Origin of the sequence: Bradyrhizobium sp., from assembly GCF_035309285.1 — a bacterium.
In the GTDB taxonomy this organism is placed as follows: Bacteria; Pseudomonadota; Alphaproteobacteria; order Rhizobiales; family Xanthobacteraceae; genus Bradyrhizobium.
Genome location: NZ_DATGFH010000007.1, coordinates 1 through 16,099, shown reverse-complemented (window position 1 = coordinate 16,099; position 16,099 = coordinate 1). Strand labels below are relative to the sequence as shown.

General features: G+C 60.8%; 13 protein-coding genes. 8 read left to right on the top strand and 5 right to left on the bottom strand.

The genetic code is table 11. The features are described from left to right. The first annotated feature begins 17 nt into the window (after nucleotides 1-17). The 5 genes from metK (at nucleotide 18) to VKR55_RS02300 (ending at nucleotide 4,555) form a co-directional block, all read left to right on the top strand. Nucleotides 18-1,214, top strand: a complete 1,197-nt coding sequence (metK, locus tag VKR55_RS02320; protein WP_324399256.1) for a methionine adenosyltransferase — start codon at nucleotides 18-20, stop codon at nucleotides 1,212-1,214. Nucleotides 1,215-1,230: 16 nt separating this feature from the next. Further along, nucleotides 1,231-2,742 carry a SulP family inorganic anion transporter gene (locus tag VKR55_RS02315; RefSeq protein ID WP_324399254.1) on the top strand — a complete coding sequence of 504 codons (1,512 nt, stop codon included), beginning with the start codon at nucleotides 1,231-1,233 and terminating at the stop codon, nucleotides 2,740-2,742. A gap of 25 nt (nucleotides 2,743-2,767) precedes the next feature. Beyond that, nucleotides 2,768-2,890 (top strand): hypothetical protein, encoded by a 123-nt coding sequence (locus tag VKR55_RS02310; RefSeq protein ID WP_324399252.1) that lies wholly within the window; start codon nucleotides 2,768-2,770, stop codon nucleotides 2,888-2,890. Between the two features lie 114 nt (nucleotides 2,891-3,004). Next, entirely contained in the window at nucleotides 3,005-3,484 is a 480-nt protein-coding gene (locus tag VKR55_RS02305; RefSeq protein WP_324399374.1) for a MarR family winged helix-turn-helix transcriptional regulator, read from the top strand. Nucleotides 3,485-3,571: 87 nt separating this feature from the next. Beyond that, entirely contained in the window at nucleotides 3,572-4,555 is a 984-nt protein-coding gene (locus tag VKR55_RS02300; protein ID WP_324399250.1) for an LLM class flavin-dependent oxidoreductase, read from the top strand. Between the two features lie 140 nt (nucleotides 4,556-4,695). Here VKR55_RS02300 and VKR55_RS02295 read toward each other — a convergent pair whose 3' ends face one another. Next, nucleotides 4,696-5,901 carry a cytochrome P450 gene (locus tag VKR55_RS02295; RefSeq protein WP_324399248.1) on the bottom strand — a complete coding sequence of 402 codons (1,206 nt, stop codon included), beginning with the start codon at nucleotides 5,899-5,901 and terminating at the stop codon, nucleotides 4,696-4,698. 266 nt (nucleotides 5,902-6,167) lie between these two features. Continuing rightward, nucleotides 6,168-6,965, bottom strand: a complete 798-nt coding sequence (locus tag VKR55_RS02290; protein ID WP_324399246.1) for a helix-turn-helix transcriptional regulator — start codon at nucleotides 6,963-6,965, stop codon at nucleotides 6,168-6,170. Nucleotides 6,966-6,998: 33 nt separating this feature from the next. On the opposite strand from VKR55_RS02290, the gene VKR55_RS02285 reads away from it, so the two are divergent. Further along, the gene (locus VKR55_RS02285; protein ID WP_324399244.1) at nucleotides 6,999-8,426 is read left to right on the top strand and encodes a nucleotide kinase domain-containing protein; all 1,428 of its coding nucleotides are present in this window, start codon (nucleotides 6,999-7,001) and stop codon (nucleotides 8,424-8,426) included. On the opposite strand, the gene VKR55_RS02280 is transcribed toward VKR55_RS02285, so the two are convergent. From VKR55_RS02280 to VKR55_RS02270, 3 genes are read right to left on the bottom strand one after another with little or no spacing between them, the layout of a single operon-like run. Further along, nucleotides 8,423-10,099 (bottom strand): MazG nucleotide pyrophosphohydrolase domain-containing protein, encoded by a 1,677-nt coding sequence (locus tag VKR55_RS02280; protein WP_324399241.1) that lies wholly within the window; start codon nucleotides 10,097-10,099, stop codon nucleotides 8,423-8,425. The two genes, VKR55_RS02285 and VKR55_RS02280, sit on opposite strands and share 4 nt — an antisense overlap. 8 nt (nucleotides 10,100-10,107) lie before the next feature. Further along, entirely contained in the window at nucleotides 10,108-10,737 is a 630-nt protein-coding gene (locus VKR55_RS02275) for an Nmad2 family putative nucleotide modification protein (RefSeq protein WP_324399239.1), read from the bottom strand. Next, nucleotides 10,734-11,183 carry a hypothetical protein gene (locus tag VKR55_RS02270; protein ID WP_324399237.1) on the bottom strand — a complete coding sequence of 150 codons (450 nt, stop codon included), beginning with the start codon at nucleotides 11,181-11,183 and terminating at the stop codon, nucleotides 10,734-10,736. The genes VKR55_RS02275 and VKR55_RS02270 overlap by 4 nt, the downstream gene beginning before the upstream one ends. A gap of 422 nt (nucleotides 11,184-11,605) precedes the next feature. On the opposite strand from VKR55_RS02270, the gene VKR55_RS02265 reads away from it, so the two are divergent. Together VKR55_RS02265 and VKR55_RS02260 are read left to right on the top strand one after the other, a co-directional pair. Then, the gene (locus tag VKR55_RS02265) at nucleotides 11,606-12,772 is read left to right on the top strand and encodes an ImmA/IrrE family metallo-endopeptidase (protein ID WP_324399235.1); all 1,167 of its coding nucleotides are present in this window, start codon (nucleotides 11,606-11,608) and stop codon (nucleotides 12,770-12,772) included. Nucleotides 12,773-13,715: 943 nt separating this feature from the next. Next, nucleotides 13,716-16,052, top strand: coding sequence for a Tex family protein (locus tag VKR55_RS02260; RefSeq protein ID WP_324399233.1), 2,337 nt, complete (start codon nucleotides 13,716-13,718; stop codon nucleotides 16,050-16,052). Nucleotides 16,053-16,099 lie beyond the last annotated feature (47 nt).

The window sequence follows — 16,099 nt, the reverse complement described above, 5'->3', positions numbered from 1 at the left end:
ACAAGGAAATCGAAACCATGCGCGCATCCTATCTGTTCACCTCAGAGTCGGTGTCCGAAGGGCATCCCGACAAGGTCTGCGATCGGATCTCCGACGAGATCGTCGATCTGTTCTTCCGCGAAGGGGCTCGGGAGGGCGTCGACCCCTGGAGCATCCGCGCGGCCTGCGAAACGCTGGCGACGACCAACAGGGTGGTGATCGCCGGCGAAACGCGCGGGCCGTCCTCGGTGACCCCTGAGCGGATCGAGCAGGTCGCGCGCGAGGCGATCAAGGACATCGGTTACGAGCAGGATGGCTTCGACTGGAGAAACGCCGACGTGCAGGTGCTGCTGCACCCGCAATCGGCGGATATCGCCCAGGGCGTCGATGCGGATGCGCCCGGCACCAACCGCGAGGAGGGCGCGGGCGATCAGGGCATCATGTTCGGCTATGCGACCGACGAGACGCCGGAATTGATGCCGGCACCGATCCTCTACGCGCACAAGATCCTGCGACTGATCTCGGAAGCGCGTCATGCCGGCAAGGAAAAGGTGCTCGGCCCCGACTCCAAGAGCCAGGTCACGATCGAGTACGAGAACGGCAGGCCGGTCCGCGTGCGCGAGATCGTGGTCTCGCATCAGCATCTCGTCGAGGACATGAGCTCCGACCAGGTGCGCGAGCGGGTCGAGCCCTACGTTCGTCAGGCCCTGCCGGAGGGCTGGATCACCGACAAGACGATCTGGCACATCAATCCGACCGGGAAATTCTACATCGGCGGCCCGAATGGCGACGCCGGGCTGACCGGCCGCAAGATCATTGTCGACACCTACGGCGGCGCCGCGCCCCATGGCGGCGGAGCATTCTCCGGCAAGGACTCGACCAAGGTCGACCGCTCGGCGGCCTATGCGGCGCGCTACCTTGCCAAGAACATCGTGGCCGCCGGTCTCGCCAGGAAGGCGACGCTGCAGCTCTCTTACGCCATCGGCGTTGCCCGGCCGTTGTCGATCTACATCAACACGCACGGCACCGGAAAGGTCGCCGAAGACCGGCTGGAAAGGGCCGTTGCGGAATCGATGGACCTGACACCGCGCGGCATCCGCAGGCATCTCGATCTGAACAAGCCGATTTATGCGCGCACCGCCGCTTACGGCCATTTCGGCCGGACGCCGGAGGCTGACGGCGGCTTCTCCTGGGAGAAGACTGACCTTGCCGATGCGCTGCGGCGCGCGGTGTGAACGACGGATGTCGAACATGACAGACGTCGATGACCGTACGGCCAAATTCGCGTTCGAGGACTCACCTTCGATCGGCGCGGTGCTGACTTCTCCGCGCGAGTTCACCCGGGAGACGCTTGCGGGCGTGGTGACGGCGCTGGCGCTGATCCCCGAGGTGATCTCGTTCTCGTTCGTCTCGGGCGTCGATCCCAAGGTCGCGCTCCTCTCGTCGATCGTGCTGGGACTGGTGATGTCGGCGCTGGGCGGCCGTCCGGCGATGGTGACGGCCGCGGCCGGATCGGTCGCGCTGGTGATCGGGCCGATGGTGAAGACTTACGGCACGCCCTATATCCTGCCGACCATCCTGCTCGCCGGCGCTGTGCAGATCGCCTTTGGCCTCTTCGGCATGGCCCGCCTGACCCGGTTCATTCCGCGCTCGGTGATGGTCGGCTTCGTCAACTCGCTTGGCATCCTGATCTTCCTCGCCCAGGTACCGCACCTTCTCCACGTGCCCGCGGCGGTCTATCCCCTGTTCGCGCTGACGATCGCGATCGTGCTGCTGGCGCCTCGCGTCATCACCATCATTCCGGCTCCGCTGATTGCGATTGTGATCGCGACCGCGATCGTGATCTCCGGTCACCTGACGGTTCCGAATGTCGGCGGCCAGAGCGGCGCGATGACGCCGGGGTTGCCCGGCCTCACGCCGCTGTTGGTGCCGCTGAACCTGGACACGCTGCGCATCATCTGGCCGACGGCGCTGAGCGTTGCCTTTGTGGGGCTGCTCGAGACGCTTCTGACCGCGAAGCTGGTCGACGATCTCACCAGCACCCGCTCGCACAAGGGCAGGGAATCCTGGGCGCTCGGCCTCGCCAACATCGCGGCCGGCCTTTACGGCGGCATCGCCGGCTGCGCCATGATCGCGCAGACCGTCGTCAACGTGAAGATCGGCGGCGGTCGGTCGCGCATCTCGACCGCGGCCGCGGCGATCGTGCTCCTGGTGCTGGTGACGGTGCTGAGCGGCCTGATGGCACGGATTCCGCTGGTGGCGCTGGCGGCGGTGATGATGATCGCTGCCGTCAAGACCTTCGACTGGCACAGCGTCGCGCCGTCCACCTTCAGGCGCATGCCGCGCTCCGAGACCTCGGTGATGCTGACGACCATCATCGTCACCGTGGCGACCGGCAATCTCGCCTACGGCGTGGGCTGCGGCGTGTTGCTGGCGATGGCGCTGTTCGCCCGGCGCGTCGCCCACGTCATTCGCGTCGAGCGCACGGCGAGCGAGGACGGCAGCGCCGTCCGCTACCACGTGCACGGACCGCTCTTCTTCGGCAGCAGCAACGACCTCGTCGAGCAGTTCTCCTATGCAATGGACCCCGAGGAGATCACGGTCGACCTTACGCACTCCCAGATCTGGGATGCATCCAGCGTCGCCGCGCTCGACGCGGTCGAGACCAGGTATCGGAACCTGGGCCGGGCCATCACTTTGACCGGCCTCGATCCGCGAAGCCTGGCCTTCCATGGGCGGTTGACCGGACAGCTACAGGGATAGATCGAACAGACAAGCGGGCGCGCGGATGATCTGGATCGGGTTGGCGATATTCGCCCTGCTGGTGGTGACCCGGCTTTCCCTTCCGTTCATCCGCTCGCCCGCCCGAGAGACGATCGGCGTTGCGAACGTGCCCTTCGATGGTTCCTGATCACCGCTTGTTTGCCCACGCCTTAAGCGGGGAATTGCGAAACGCGGCATGGGCCGCGAGACTCTCGTGCTAGAATTGCAACAACCCAGCCTGAGCGATTCGGAAGCACGATATTTGAAGAGGAAAAAATCCGGGACGGCGTGGCGACATGCCAATATCGGTCGCCTTCTCAACAACGCGGTGCGTCGCTTCGAAGCCCGCGTCCTTGAGCTCATGGACGAACGCGGCCACGCCGGGACGCGGATCGCTCATGTCGGCCTGACACGAAATCTCGATGTGGAGGGGACGCGCCTGACCGAGCTCGCCCGGCGCGCTTCCATGAGCAAGCAGGCCATGGGCGAACTGGTTGATCAATGTACGGAGCTCGGGCTGGTCGAGCGCGTTGCCGACCCGAGCGACGGCCGCGCGCGGATCGTCAGGTTTACCGGTGCCGGACGCATCTGGCTGGAGGCCTTTCGCGACGCGGTGGATGTCGCCGAGCGCGAGATGCGCGCCGAACTCGGCAAGGCGGTGATGGATACGATCCTGCGTGGGCTCGCAGCCTATGGCGAGACGTTCGATACCCTGGACGCCGGGATCGACTTGACGAAATAGTCAGGTTGCCTTACCACTTGGAAGCGAATGATCAAGCCCTGGATTTTCGAGTTCTTGCACGCTCCGTCCGCCGAGGACGGCGGAGAGGTGGCGCGGCAGATCGCCACCGCCGTGTTTGACAAAGGCATCGCCCTTTGGAAGCGGCTGGATACGCTCGGGTTTGAAGGCATCTTCTTCAGCGAGCACCACTTCGGCTTGTCCTACAGCCCGTCGCCCAACCTCTTGATCGCCGCCATCGCCCAATCCACCACGCGGCTGCGCCTCGGCACCATGGGCGTGGTGCTGCCGCTCTACCAGCCCTGGCGCGTTCTGGAGGAGATCGGCATGCTCGATCACCTGACGGGTGGGCGGTTGGAGATCGGCTGCGCCAGCGGCGTGCCGCAGGAGTTGATCCAGACCGGGATGGGGCCGGAAGAGAACCGCGAACGCTTCAACGAGAGCCTGCAGATCCTCGACGCCTGGCTCGCCGAGCCAGTGATCTCGCATCAGGGGCGGTACTACAGCTTCGACAAGCTTCGCATCGTGCCGCGGCCGCTGCAGCAGCCGTCGCCTCCGAAATGGACCACGGTCGTCAGCACTACCTCGGCCGTCAAATCCGCCGCACGACGGTCCAGGATCTGCACGGCCTTCGAATCCGTCGCGCGCGTCAAGGAGATCTTCGACGCTTACCGCGCCGAGGCTGACCGGCTCGGCATCGCCTGCGGCGCGGACCACCTTGCAATCCGCCGCAATATCTCGATCGCGCCGAGCGAAGCGGAGGCGCAGGAGCGATCGCAGATGGCGAGGGAGGCCGCCTTCAAGGTGCTCGCGGGCGATCCGCGGGTGCGCCAGCAGTCGTCCTCGCTTCTGGATGCACCCAAGTCCGCCAACGGCTTCTCGGTGCATGCCGATGAATTCATCGCGGGCACGCCGGCCCGGGTGGCCGAGCAGATCATTGCGCAATGTCGCAGTTCGGGCGCCGGCCATATCGCGGCGATTCTGGGCCGCGCCATTGATGAGCAGCGAATCCGCGCGACGGAGCTGTTCGCAGAGCAGGTGATCCCGATTCTGCGCAAGGCGGAGATAGCCTGATCCGCAACCGATGGCGCATGATGTATTTGGATTGAACCACACGCTCGTCATGGCCGGACTTGTTCCGGCCATCCACGTCTTTGTTTTGCCGCGGGTTTAAGACGTGGATGCCCGCGACAAGCGCGGGCATGACGATTCCGTCAAATCTCATCCCGGGCCCGCCGAGACGCCGGCAGCACGTCATCCCATGTCAGTGGCAGGTTCAGCAGGCCGCGAAACGCCCAACCGACGATCCGCACCGGCGGGTCGTCGACGATGCGCAGATTGGCAAGTCGGGAGAAGATGGCCGGCAGCGCGACGTCGGCGATCATGGCGCGCGACGCCCAGGCGCCCGCGCAGAAATGCGGACCTGCGCCGAACGCCACGCTTTTTGAGCTGTCGCGGCGAACGTCGAAGCGATCGGCATGCTGAAAATGCCTCTCGTCGCGATTGGCCGAGCCGAACATGAGGAAGACGCGATCGTTTGTCTCGAACGCGACCTCGCGGATGGTCCAGGGTTTGGCGATGCGGCGCGGCGACATGCCGATCGGAGAAATCCAGCGCGCATATTCCTCGAAGGCCTGCAGCCACGGGATCGTCCCGCCGCGAACCAGCGCGAGCTGATCGGGATGCGTCAGGAGCGCCCAGACGGTGCCGGCAATGGCGTCGCGCGGCTCATTCTGGCCGCCGCTGATCGCGAGCTTGATGTTGGCGCGCACGCTCTCCATAGGCATGCCGGCTTCCACCATGACGCCGAGCAGGCTCTTGTCGGGCGTCTTGCTGAGCACCGGCAGCATGTCGTCGATCGCAGCGTCTATTCCGGCCGTCGCGGCATGACAGCGTGCCTCAACGGCGGGATCGCCGACATAGTTCGCGATGCCGTCAATCATCCCCTGCGACCATGCGTTCATGTCCTGATAGCGCATGTTGGTAAGGCCCGTGATCGACTTCAGGCATTCTGCAGAGAACGGCAGGGCGAAATCCGCGACGAAATCGACCGTGCCCGAGCGCGGCGGCGCATCGATGAGCCGATCGGCATGTGCCTGAAACTGCGCCATCCAGTGGGTTTTGACGGCCCTGGGCGAGACGGCCGGGAAGAACACGCTGCGCTCCGCCATATGCGCAGCGGCATCCTTGCGCATCATGTTGTGGCCCATCAGCCTGGTCATCAGGCCTTCCGGCTGATCGGAGCTGAAGACGTCGATCTTCTTCTCGGAGATGGAGATGTCGTCGCGGTTGCACAAAAGCGTGCTGCCGAGCTGGGGCACGAAGGCGATCGGCGTCTCCTGGCGCAGCCGCGCGAGCATGGGATAGGGGTCGTTCCAGAATGCGGCGACGTCGATGTCGATGCGCGGAGCGGTGCTCAAGGTCTTGCCCTCGAAGGTTCGTGGCCACAGGGTAGGTCCGCCGCAAACGGATGTCTGTCCCCATAGAATGGGACAAGTACCGGGTTCGCCGGACATCCTGCGAGTATGTGACACAATCTCGTAGGGTGGGTTAGCCGATCACATCCGCCGGTGGCTCCACAAACGAAGGCGGAAGGCGTAACCCACCACATAGCTGTGGGGAGAGAAGCGGTGGGTTACGCTTCCGCCTTCGCTCTGCTTCGGCGGAAGCTAACCCACCCTACGATTCAGTTCAGGCGGCGCGGCGAGGTCAGAAGGCGCAGCACGATCGCAAACAGCTCGTTCTGAGAGGAGATGCCGAGCTTCTCGTAGGCGCGCTTGCGATAGGTGAGGGTCGACTGCAGGCTGATGCCGAGGTCGACCGAGATCGCCTCGGAACTGAAGCCCGAGAGAATGCGCAGGCACACGTCCTTCTCCCGACCGGTCAGGCGCAACAGCGGATCGTTGGTGGAGAATAACGTCTCGAGCCTGCGGAACGGATCGTGGTTCGGCGCTACCGCTTCCTGGAAGTGGCGCGCCACGGCCGCGCCGACGGTGGGCGCAACCCGCTTGAGGTGCTCGATCTGTTCGCGGCTGTAGCGGCCCTGTGCCGCGGTCCGGTAGAAATTCACATAGAAGCAGGCATCTCCGACCCAGATCGCGGTTGCGAACTTGTCGACGATGTCTGCATCGTTGAAAAAGATCTTGAGGTACTTTTCGTCGTACATGCGGCGCGCGAAGGCGGGGAGCACAATCGATGACGCGTGGCTGCGCTGGCGAAAAACCACTTCCCGGTTCGGGTCCGCCAAATGAAATTGCTCGGAATACGCTGCTCCGAGATCCGGTCCGATCGGGATGTTCCCGATATCCAGCAGGCACCGTGCCGAACGCTCGCCCTCGAACGCGAAGACCATGCAGTGGCCGACGCTCGCGATGCGGCGCAGCGTGTCGAGCAGAGTTTGCGGAAACGAGGGGCGCCCTATCGCAAGCACGGCGGGAGCGATGTCATCGGCTGACACAGCTCTGAAAGCTTGCGAAGCTCCCATGGTTTCCTCCCTTGATCCTGTCGTGAGTTTACCATGTGGCTGCGCCGCCATGGAAGCGGTCGCGAGCCTGGCGGCCCGAGCCGCCCCCGGGATCAATCCTGGCACGCTTTCGAGCTGTCACCGCTGAGCGGCGCGAACATCGATACGATCCGCTATGACGAACGCATCAGGATGCTGCCGCCGCCGCCACGATCCGGCAGCGGACGCCGCATCTATGACTCGACCCACCTCCGCACGCTGGTGTTCATACGCCGCGCCCGCGAGTTCGGATTCTCGCTCGACGAGATCCGCCATAAGGCGGGCGAAGTCATACACCCAGACATAGGGAACGACGTGGCATTTTGGACGGTTGCGCGGCCCGTGCGACAAGAGCAAAATAGGTTACACGATTCGGAATGGATATCTGTGAAACGCGACCTCAATGCTCAACTAGATTTCGACGACATTGGCTTAACAAAATCGGCTTGGATTTGTGAGTCGGTTACGATCGCGGATCACAAGGTGCTCGTAACGCCCGTTTTTCAGGCCTATTGGCGGTTTGCGGCGGAACGCCAGGAGATTTTCTTCCGACGATTGCAGAGCGCAAATAGCGCGCTGACGAATGATCCTGTGCTCAGCACGTATCGGTTTACGAACTCCTATCGTGCATCCGATCGCGCGAGCCAATACCTCATCCGCAACGTGATTTACCGGGACGATCTTCCGTCGGACGAGGTGAACATTGCTTTTCGTATTCTGCTGTTCAAGCTCTTCAACAAGATTGAGACCTGGGAGGAGCTCGAGCAAAGGCTCGGTCCGCTCACGTGGGACTCGTATCGCTTTTCCGACTACGATCGCGTGCTCTCGGCGCAGCGTACGGCGGGTGAGCGCATTTATTCAGCCGCGTACATTATGCCGTCAGGCGGAAGCGCTTTCGGCAATAATGTGAAGCATCAAAATCATCTACGTCTCCTCGAATTCCTCGTGAAGAAAGACTATCCGGCACGGCTTGCTAATTGTCGCAACATGGCGGAGGCCTTTGCGCTCCTCCGAACGGTTCCCACGCTCGGACCGTTCCTTGCCTACCAATACGCGACCGACATCAACTACAGCACGCTGACCAATTTTTCGGAGGGTGATTTTGTCGTGGCAGGACCGGGCGCGCTGGATGGTATCGAGAAGTGTTTTGTCGCTGGCAAATCGCTGAACTCGGCCGATGTCATTCGTTATATGTGTGACAATCAGGAGCGGCACTTTGCCGAACTTGGGATTGACTTCAAAACGCTTTGGGGGCGTCGACTACAACTAATCGACTGCCAGAATGTGTTCTGCGAAATCTCGAAGTATGCACGGGTCGCATTCCCCCAGATAGCGGGCTCTGCTGGCCGGACCCGCATCAAGCAAAAGTTTGCTCAACGCGGCGAATTGCCAACGCCGTGGTATCCGCCAAAGTGGAACATCAACGCGGCTATTGTCGCCTAGCTATTGCCGATGTCGCCGACATCCGCAATCGCTGTAACGGTGCTGATCACGCTGTCTCCGACCCGGGTCACTGCGGATTTATAATCCACGACTCGCCGAGCGAAGGCTCGCGCCTGTACTTGTCCCGTCGCTTTAACGCTGATGCGGTTCTCTGGGAGCAACGTTACCTCGATCTCATCGTGGCGTTCGGCTTTCGGCACGCCCAAAGCTTCCAAGACAGATTGCTTTATAGAGATGAGCTCAGCCCTCCGTTCCGGTGTGGTGGTGCGCTCCATTTCTACCGGTGAGAGTAGGCCCGCGGCCGGTGCCTGCGCGCCTTCAATGCTGGTTGCAGTCATGCCCATACCGACAGTGGCGCCCCGTACATCGGGTGACACGGTGGGAGCGAAGGTGAGCCGGCGGTTCATTAGATCGACGTGTACCGTTCCCTGACCTTCAGCGCGCAGCTGTGCAAAAATCTCGCAGCCTTCGAAAATGGCATTCTCCCATTCCCAGAACTTGTTCCGGGATACTTCATGACCCTCCACGAACATGCGGATCATCTTGAGGAGGCGGAAGGAAATAAGGCTCCGCGTCGAAAAAAGACGGCGCGGGCCGTCAATTGCGCATCGATCAGATTCCTCTGCAAGTCGCTGTCCTTCGGAGTGGATTGCTTTCAGAACCAGTTCTTCGACAACTCGGGCCCGCCCGCCGTCCTCAACCTCGTCAATTTTCTCGTCTCCCCTTTTTCGTTTCCTTCCCATGAGCCCTCTGACGACCGGCGACCAGCCGAGGTGCGCAATCAGAGCGAGGTGCAGCACGTCGTGAAATCGGTAACCGTCGTCTTTATAGGCATTGTCCGTAAGATCATCGCCAAGCGGACGGCCCGCAAAGTACATACGCGATTTCTGCGGAGAGACGGGTATGAACGATACGTCGAACGAGCGAGGAAACTGCTCCTTCGGATCCCGGTCATCATCGTGCAATGGGGTTGGCTCACTCCCTCGCTGGGAGCGAAACCGTACCTTCTTGCAGTTCGCTGCGACAACTTCGTCCATCGATAAGTGGTAGAGGCTTGCGATCGCGCAAAGGTGCCACGTAATCTCTTCGAGGACGATATTGGGTGGCCTATCGGCTACTTTTTTATTCAGCTCGAGCTCAATCTCCGGCAGCTTCGACCGAAGCAGCTCCGCGCCGAGCTGCCACAGCACTGTGATGCAGACCTCAAGCAGGACACGCCCGTCGGTGCGTGCTGTCTTGAAAGCCAGCTTTTGGTAGTCATCGAATGTGTAATCAAGGCTTGGCGGGAAGGACTTTGCAGCCTCGAGAAAAGCCAGCCTTGTATCGGGACCGAGCGCCATCGCGATTCTGCGCGCGCGCTCATTTTCGCTACCGATTTCGTCCCTCAAGACCGAGATGTCGTTCGCCAGAATATCGAAGTAGTCTTTGTTCAAGATTTGGCCGAGGGAAAAGACGTACCAAAGCACGTCGCCCAGCTCTTCCTTGATTTCGTCGTTCGCCTGGTCCCACGTCGTTTCGCCGCCCTCGCCAAGCAGCTTCTTCTTAATCGCGGAAACCATCGAACCGATTTCGCCGACCAGCCCATAGAGTGCGATCGCGTACCGTTCAGTCGGCGGCTTGCTGGCGTACTGATCAGTTCCCTTTACGAAGGCGTTGTAGTCCTTCACTTTCATAGCGAACCTCAAGCTTTCTTTTTCCGGCGACGCTTCGGTGTGTCGAGGAATTGCCAATGCGCAGGCTCGCCAAGATAGCCGCGCTCAGGATGCTGGCCGAGCCACGCCATCAAGGCGGCCACTTCCACTTTCTCAAAGTTGCGCTTGTGTCCGGAACTGCGAATGGCGAAGTGTTTCAACTCATCCGGCATTTGGATGCCGCGCCGCCCCCAATACGCGAACTCATGGCTGATCAAAACGCGGTCAGTTCGGCCCGTGTCGCGGTGAAGATCACCAAGTGAGATTTCACCGTTCTCGAGGCTATGAAAAGAATATTCCTGGCAGTAAACGCCGCTACGGTTGCTGTGGTAGATATTATCGCCGTAGCGCAGAAACGTTGTGCCGTTCATGACCGGCTTCTTGCGGCGAAACCTCGCATCGCTCCAATACTCGTCAAACGTCAAAATTTCATCGACGCGCATCCAATAACAGAGGCGGCCCGATAGGTTTGGCTTCACCGCGCCCATACCCAGAATGATATCGCCGAGCTTCACCGTTTTCCGGATGACCGGCTTGCAGCACGCCAGCGTGCACGCGCCGTGGAACGGGTTAGGCGCGAAGCCGAGATCGTGCTCGATCACATAGGTGAAGACGCTCACTTCGTGTTTTTGGGATCGTCGACGCACAGGTTGTGCTCCATCGGGACCTTCGGCAGCGCCTCGCCGGCCTGCGTTTCGAAACAAGTGACATCATCGTCAGCCAACACCGCCGCCAGCTTCTTGGGTTCCCAAGGAACGATCGAGTAGGCATACTTCTGGGCGGCCTGGGGCAACTCGGCACCCTCGGTGCCGCGCGGCCAGACACATACCGCCCGGCGGCCGCCGTTCTGGAGCTTCTCGAGTTCGCCCTCCAGACCCGGGTCGCCGCATGCAGCCGGCGTTATCACGACTATGAGAACGTCCTCTTCGCAGTCGGCGGTCGGGTCACCGACTGATTCCACGATTTCGACGTCGTCGGCGACGCAACCAGCCTGAACTGCCAATTCCGTTGCCTGCTTAACCTCCTCATTTGTAAGGACTTTTCCAAGTATCTTGATTTTTGCCATGTCCGGCTCCGAAACGTGCTATGACCGATCCCAGATTGGGAGCGTGGATCTCAATTGTGTCGGAATCAAGTCATCGCTCCCAAAATGGGAGCGGTAGGATGTGGGATGCGATTTTTGGGTCAAACGGAATTGGCGGAATTTTTGCGCACTCAGCCTGGGGAAACCGATCGCATTCAGGCATGGCTGTCTGAAATTCGCAACCGGAAGTGGAGTAGCGCGGAGTCCTTGTCCGCCGATTTTCGTAGTGTCGATACCTCGAATCCGCCGCAAGCAATTTTTCAGCTTCGCGATCCGCCGCTTCAGATTGAGACGCTTATCGACTTTCGAAACAGCGTTGTACTTCTTCGCGGCATTCAGCGACCAAAGGACAATCGCCTCGTCTTCCCATCATCTCAACCTTCGATCCAATAGGAAGCTTGCTTGTGATTATTAAGCCCATCCGAAACTCTGGCGATTTGAAACGAGCAAAAGCTCACTTAGCTACGCTCGTTACGGAAAACATCGAGGGGCGTCATGACGACGACATAGAGGTGCTTTCGACACTTGTTGAAAAATATGAAGACTCATTCTCACGAATAGATGCTCCAACGCCGATTGCTGCGATCAAATATCGTATGGATGAGTTAGGCTTAACTCCGCGAGGGCTTGAACCTTTTATTGGCTCGCGCGCGCGGGTTTCGGAAGTTCTATCCGGAAAACGCCACCTGTCGATCGACATGATCCGATCGCTGCATGAGGGACTTCGCATTCCCTATGAGTCACTTTTCTCAGAGCGGCCACGAAATATTGGAATAGAACATGTATCTGAGCCCGCGTTGGATAAATTGAATGCGCTTGGCTTCAGTCTTGAAAGAAATAACCTTCGATCATTTATTCCCTCGTCACTTCATCAAGGTGCGCCTCTCGCGCTTTTGCGAAAAACAAGAACGCAGCGCACTTCTTCAAAAACCGATCAGTCGGCTTTGATGCTCTGGCAGGCAGCCGTTCTACAGAAGTGCGAGGAAGCAACCGAAAGAATGCCATTCGATATAAACGAATTGCGGGCGACTGATTTTCGGCGTTTGGCGAGACTGAGCACGCATAGTGACGGCCCGCTTCGAGCCACTAAAATGCTAAGTGGACTGGGTGTTTGCGTGACCGTGTTGCCGCCTTTGCCTGGAACATTTCTAGATGGTGCTGCGATGGTTTCGGCCTACGGAGTTCCTGTAATTGGCCTCACATTGCGTTTTGATCGAGTTGATAGTTTTTGGTTCACGCTACTCCACGAAGTCGCTCATATCGCGCTCCACTATGATTTCCTGATGCAGAACAGGGAGCCGTTTATCGACGACATGGAAATTCGTAGCGATGACATGCAGGAGCGCGAAGCAGACGAATTTGCACGCAAGTCACTCATTCCCGACCATTTCTTAGGCCAAGTGGAATGGAGCGCAGCGAGTTCTCACGACGATCTCGTTGCAGTTGCAACGCGCGCGCGCGTCCACGTGGCGATCGTCGCCGGTCGATGGCAGCGCGATCACCAAAACTACAAAAAGTTTTCGCGCTTGATCGAGCGAGATACGCTGAGGCCGATGTTACAGGGTGTTTGACTCCTTTGATAAGCCGCCTGCCTCTCCACCACGCAGGATCGGGACGTGCTGATTGCTGTAGCTCCAAAGCTACGGTAGACGGCTTCGTCGTTGGCGGATGTTCCGCAACGGGCGATTGGCAAGGGCAAGGTGCCTAAGGACTTGTTGCGCCAAAACAGCGATTTTCGTCAACGGAATCAACCTGATTTGCCCTGTCCAGCCCTCAGTGCAAAAATATTTTGCTTCCGTTTTCCAGAAAATCATGGTTCTCTCCCGCCCATCCTGATTCCACAGGAGGGGCGGCTCGCGATCGTCACGGACGTGGGAGTTGGGATGCGGTGGACGTGAGGGTGTTCAGCGCGGCTTGCCGCGCCGACGAAAGCAGTTCTCACGGACGAGCGAAATCGCGTGGTCCCGGCGCCCCGACGCTGGCGTCAAGTCTTGCGGATGATGACCGCGAGGCGACGGAGGCTATCAAGCCCGGCGCTCCGGGGAGATCGCGTATAAGCCGTAAACCATCGCGCGGGGAATGTCGGTTGTTCCGGCTGCCCTGTTGTTGCTTGCGTGCGCAAAGTGCACTTTTCTTTGCACGCAAGGCTCACGGGTGCGGCCTGCATCCGGCATTCCCTGCGCCCTCCGACATCCGAGGGCGACGTTGAAATTCAAAACCCGGGCAAATTCATGCCGCGGGAGCGCGGACGTGTGTCGGCATGATCGCGAGCGGCGAAAGCGACGATGGGTCCACATTCGCCATGAAAGGCTGGCCGCTTGACATTCTCTTTTCGTCTCACTCCCCGACGCGCGGCGGCAAAGAGCGGCGCGGTTCGAACGCGGAAAATTTCCGGAATCTCTATGAACACCGGCGACGCCAAATCGGCTTGATGAATCATTCGAACATGGTCCATAAGCAGCGTCCCCGCAGCCGGTAGCCCGGTTGCCTGCAAGTGGTTCGGTGGGAGTTTCCGTGGCAAACATTCATCAGCAGATTGCGCAGGAGCTTGGCGTTCGGGAGCAGCAGGTCGAGGCCGCGGTGACGTTGCTCGACGGCGGCGCTACGGTTCCCTTCATCGCCCGCTATCGCAAGGAACTGACCGGCGCGCTCGATGATGCACAATTGCGCAACCTGGAAGAGCGACTGACCTATTTGCGCGAGCTCGAGGAGCGCCGCGCTGCCGTCCTCGATTCGATCCGCGAGCAGGGCAAGCTCGATGCGGTCCTCGAAGCCGCGATCCTCGCCGCCGACACCAAGGGGCGCCTGGAAGATATCTATGCGCCGTTCAAGCCGAAGCGCCGCACCAAGGCCGAGATCGCAAAGGAAGCCGGCCTCGAGCCCTTGTCGGAGATGTTGCTGACGCAGCCGCAACACGATCCGCAGGCCGCAGCCGCCGCTTTCGTCGATGCCGAGAAAGGGGTGGCGGACGTTGCCGCGGCGCTGGAAGGCGCCCGCGCCATCCTGACCGAGCGTTTTGACGAGGACGCCGATCTGAAGGGCGCGCTGCGCGAGGAGATGTGGTCGCAGGGGCGCATGGCGTCCACTGTCCGCAAAGGCAAGAAGAGGGAAGGAGAGAAGTTCAAGGATTATTTCGACTTCAGCGAACCGCTGCAGAAATTGCCATCGCACCGCATCCTCGCATTGTTCCGCGGCGAGAAGGAGGAAATTCTCGATCTGCAAATCCAGCCCGAAGCGCAGCCGTTGGCGCCTGGCGTTTCCAGCCCCTACGAGCTGAAGATCATGAAGCGCTTTGGCATTTCTCAACAGGGCCGTCCCGGCGACAACTGGCTGACTGAGACCGTGCGCTGGGCCTGGCGCACCAAGATTCAGGTGCATCTCAATATCGATCTGCGGATGCGGCTATGGACGGCGGCAGAGACGGAAGCCGTGCGCGTGTTCGCTTCGAACCTGCGCGACCTGCTCCTTGCGGCGCCGGCCGGCGCCCGGGTCACCATGGGTCTCGATCCCGGCTACCGCACCGGCGTCAAGGTCGCGGTCGTCGATGCGACCGGCAAGGTGGTGGCTACCACCGCGGTCTATCCGCACGAACCGCAACGACGATGGGATGAGGCGCTGGCGATCCTGGGAAAGCTGGCGATCGAACACCGTGTCGATCTCATTGCCATCGGCAATGGCACCGCCTCGCGCGAAACCGACAAGCTGGCAACCGAGCTGGTAAAACGGCTGCCGGATCTGAAGATGACCAAGATCGTCGTTTCCGAAGCCGGCGCTTCGGTCTATTCGGCCTCGGCCTTTGCGTCGGAGGAGCTGCCGGAGCTCGATGTCACCCTGCGCGGGGCCGTGTCGATTGCGCGGCGCCTGCAGGATCCGCTCGCCGAGCTCGTGAAGATCGACCCCAAGGCGATCGGCGTCGGCCAATATCAGCACGACCTCGGCGAAAGCCATTTGGCGCGCTCGCTCGATGCCGTGGTCGAGGACTGCGTCAACGCGGTTGGCGTCGACGTCAATACGGCGTCTGCCCCGCTCCTGGCGCGCGTGTCGGGCATTGGTCCGGGACTCGCGCAAAGTCTCGTGCAGCATCGCGACGCCAACGGGGCGTTCAAATCGCGCAAGGCGCTGAAGGACGTGCCGCGACTGGGGGCCAAAGCGTTCGAGCAATGCGCCGGCTTCCTGCGTATCAATGGTGGCGACGATCCGCTCGATGCCTCGGGCGTGCATCCCGAAGCCTATCCGGTGGTGCGTCGGATTCTCGCTTCGACCAAAAGCGACATCAAGGCGCTGATCGGCAATAGCGAGATCGTACGTCAGCTGAAGCCGCAGGCTTTCGTCGACGATACCTTCGGACTCCCCACGGTGACGGATATCCTGCGCGAGCTGGAAAAGCCCGGCCGTGATCCCCGCCCGGCCTTCAAGGCCGCGGTGTTCAAGGAGGGAGTTGAGGAGATCAAGGATCTCAAGGTTGGCATGATCCTGGAGGGGACCGTCACCAACGTCGCCGCATTCGGTGCCTTCGTCGATATTGGCGTGCACCAGGATGGGCTGGTCCACATCTCGGCGATGTCGAAAACTTTCATCAAGGATCCGCGCCAGGTCGTCAAGCCTGGCGACATCGTCAAGGTGAAGGTGCTGGAGGTCGAGGTCGCCCGCAAGCGCATCGCGCTGACACTGCGCCTTGACGATGAGACCGGCCGCAAGAAGGAGGCGAAGGGATCGTCGCTGGACGAATCCCGCATCTCCACGAAAGCGTCGTTGCCGCGCAAGCCCGCGACGCAATCCGGCGGCGGGGCGCTTGCCGAAGCCTTGCGTCGCGCCAGCGAAAAGAACGGCTCCGGAAAGACCCGACCCTGAGCTGGACTTCGGTGAGCCCTCGCATGATGAATTGATCGCGGCGGCGG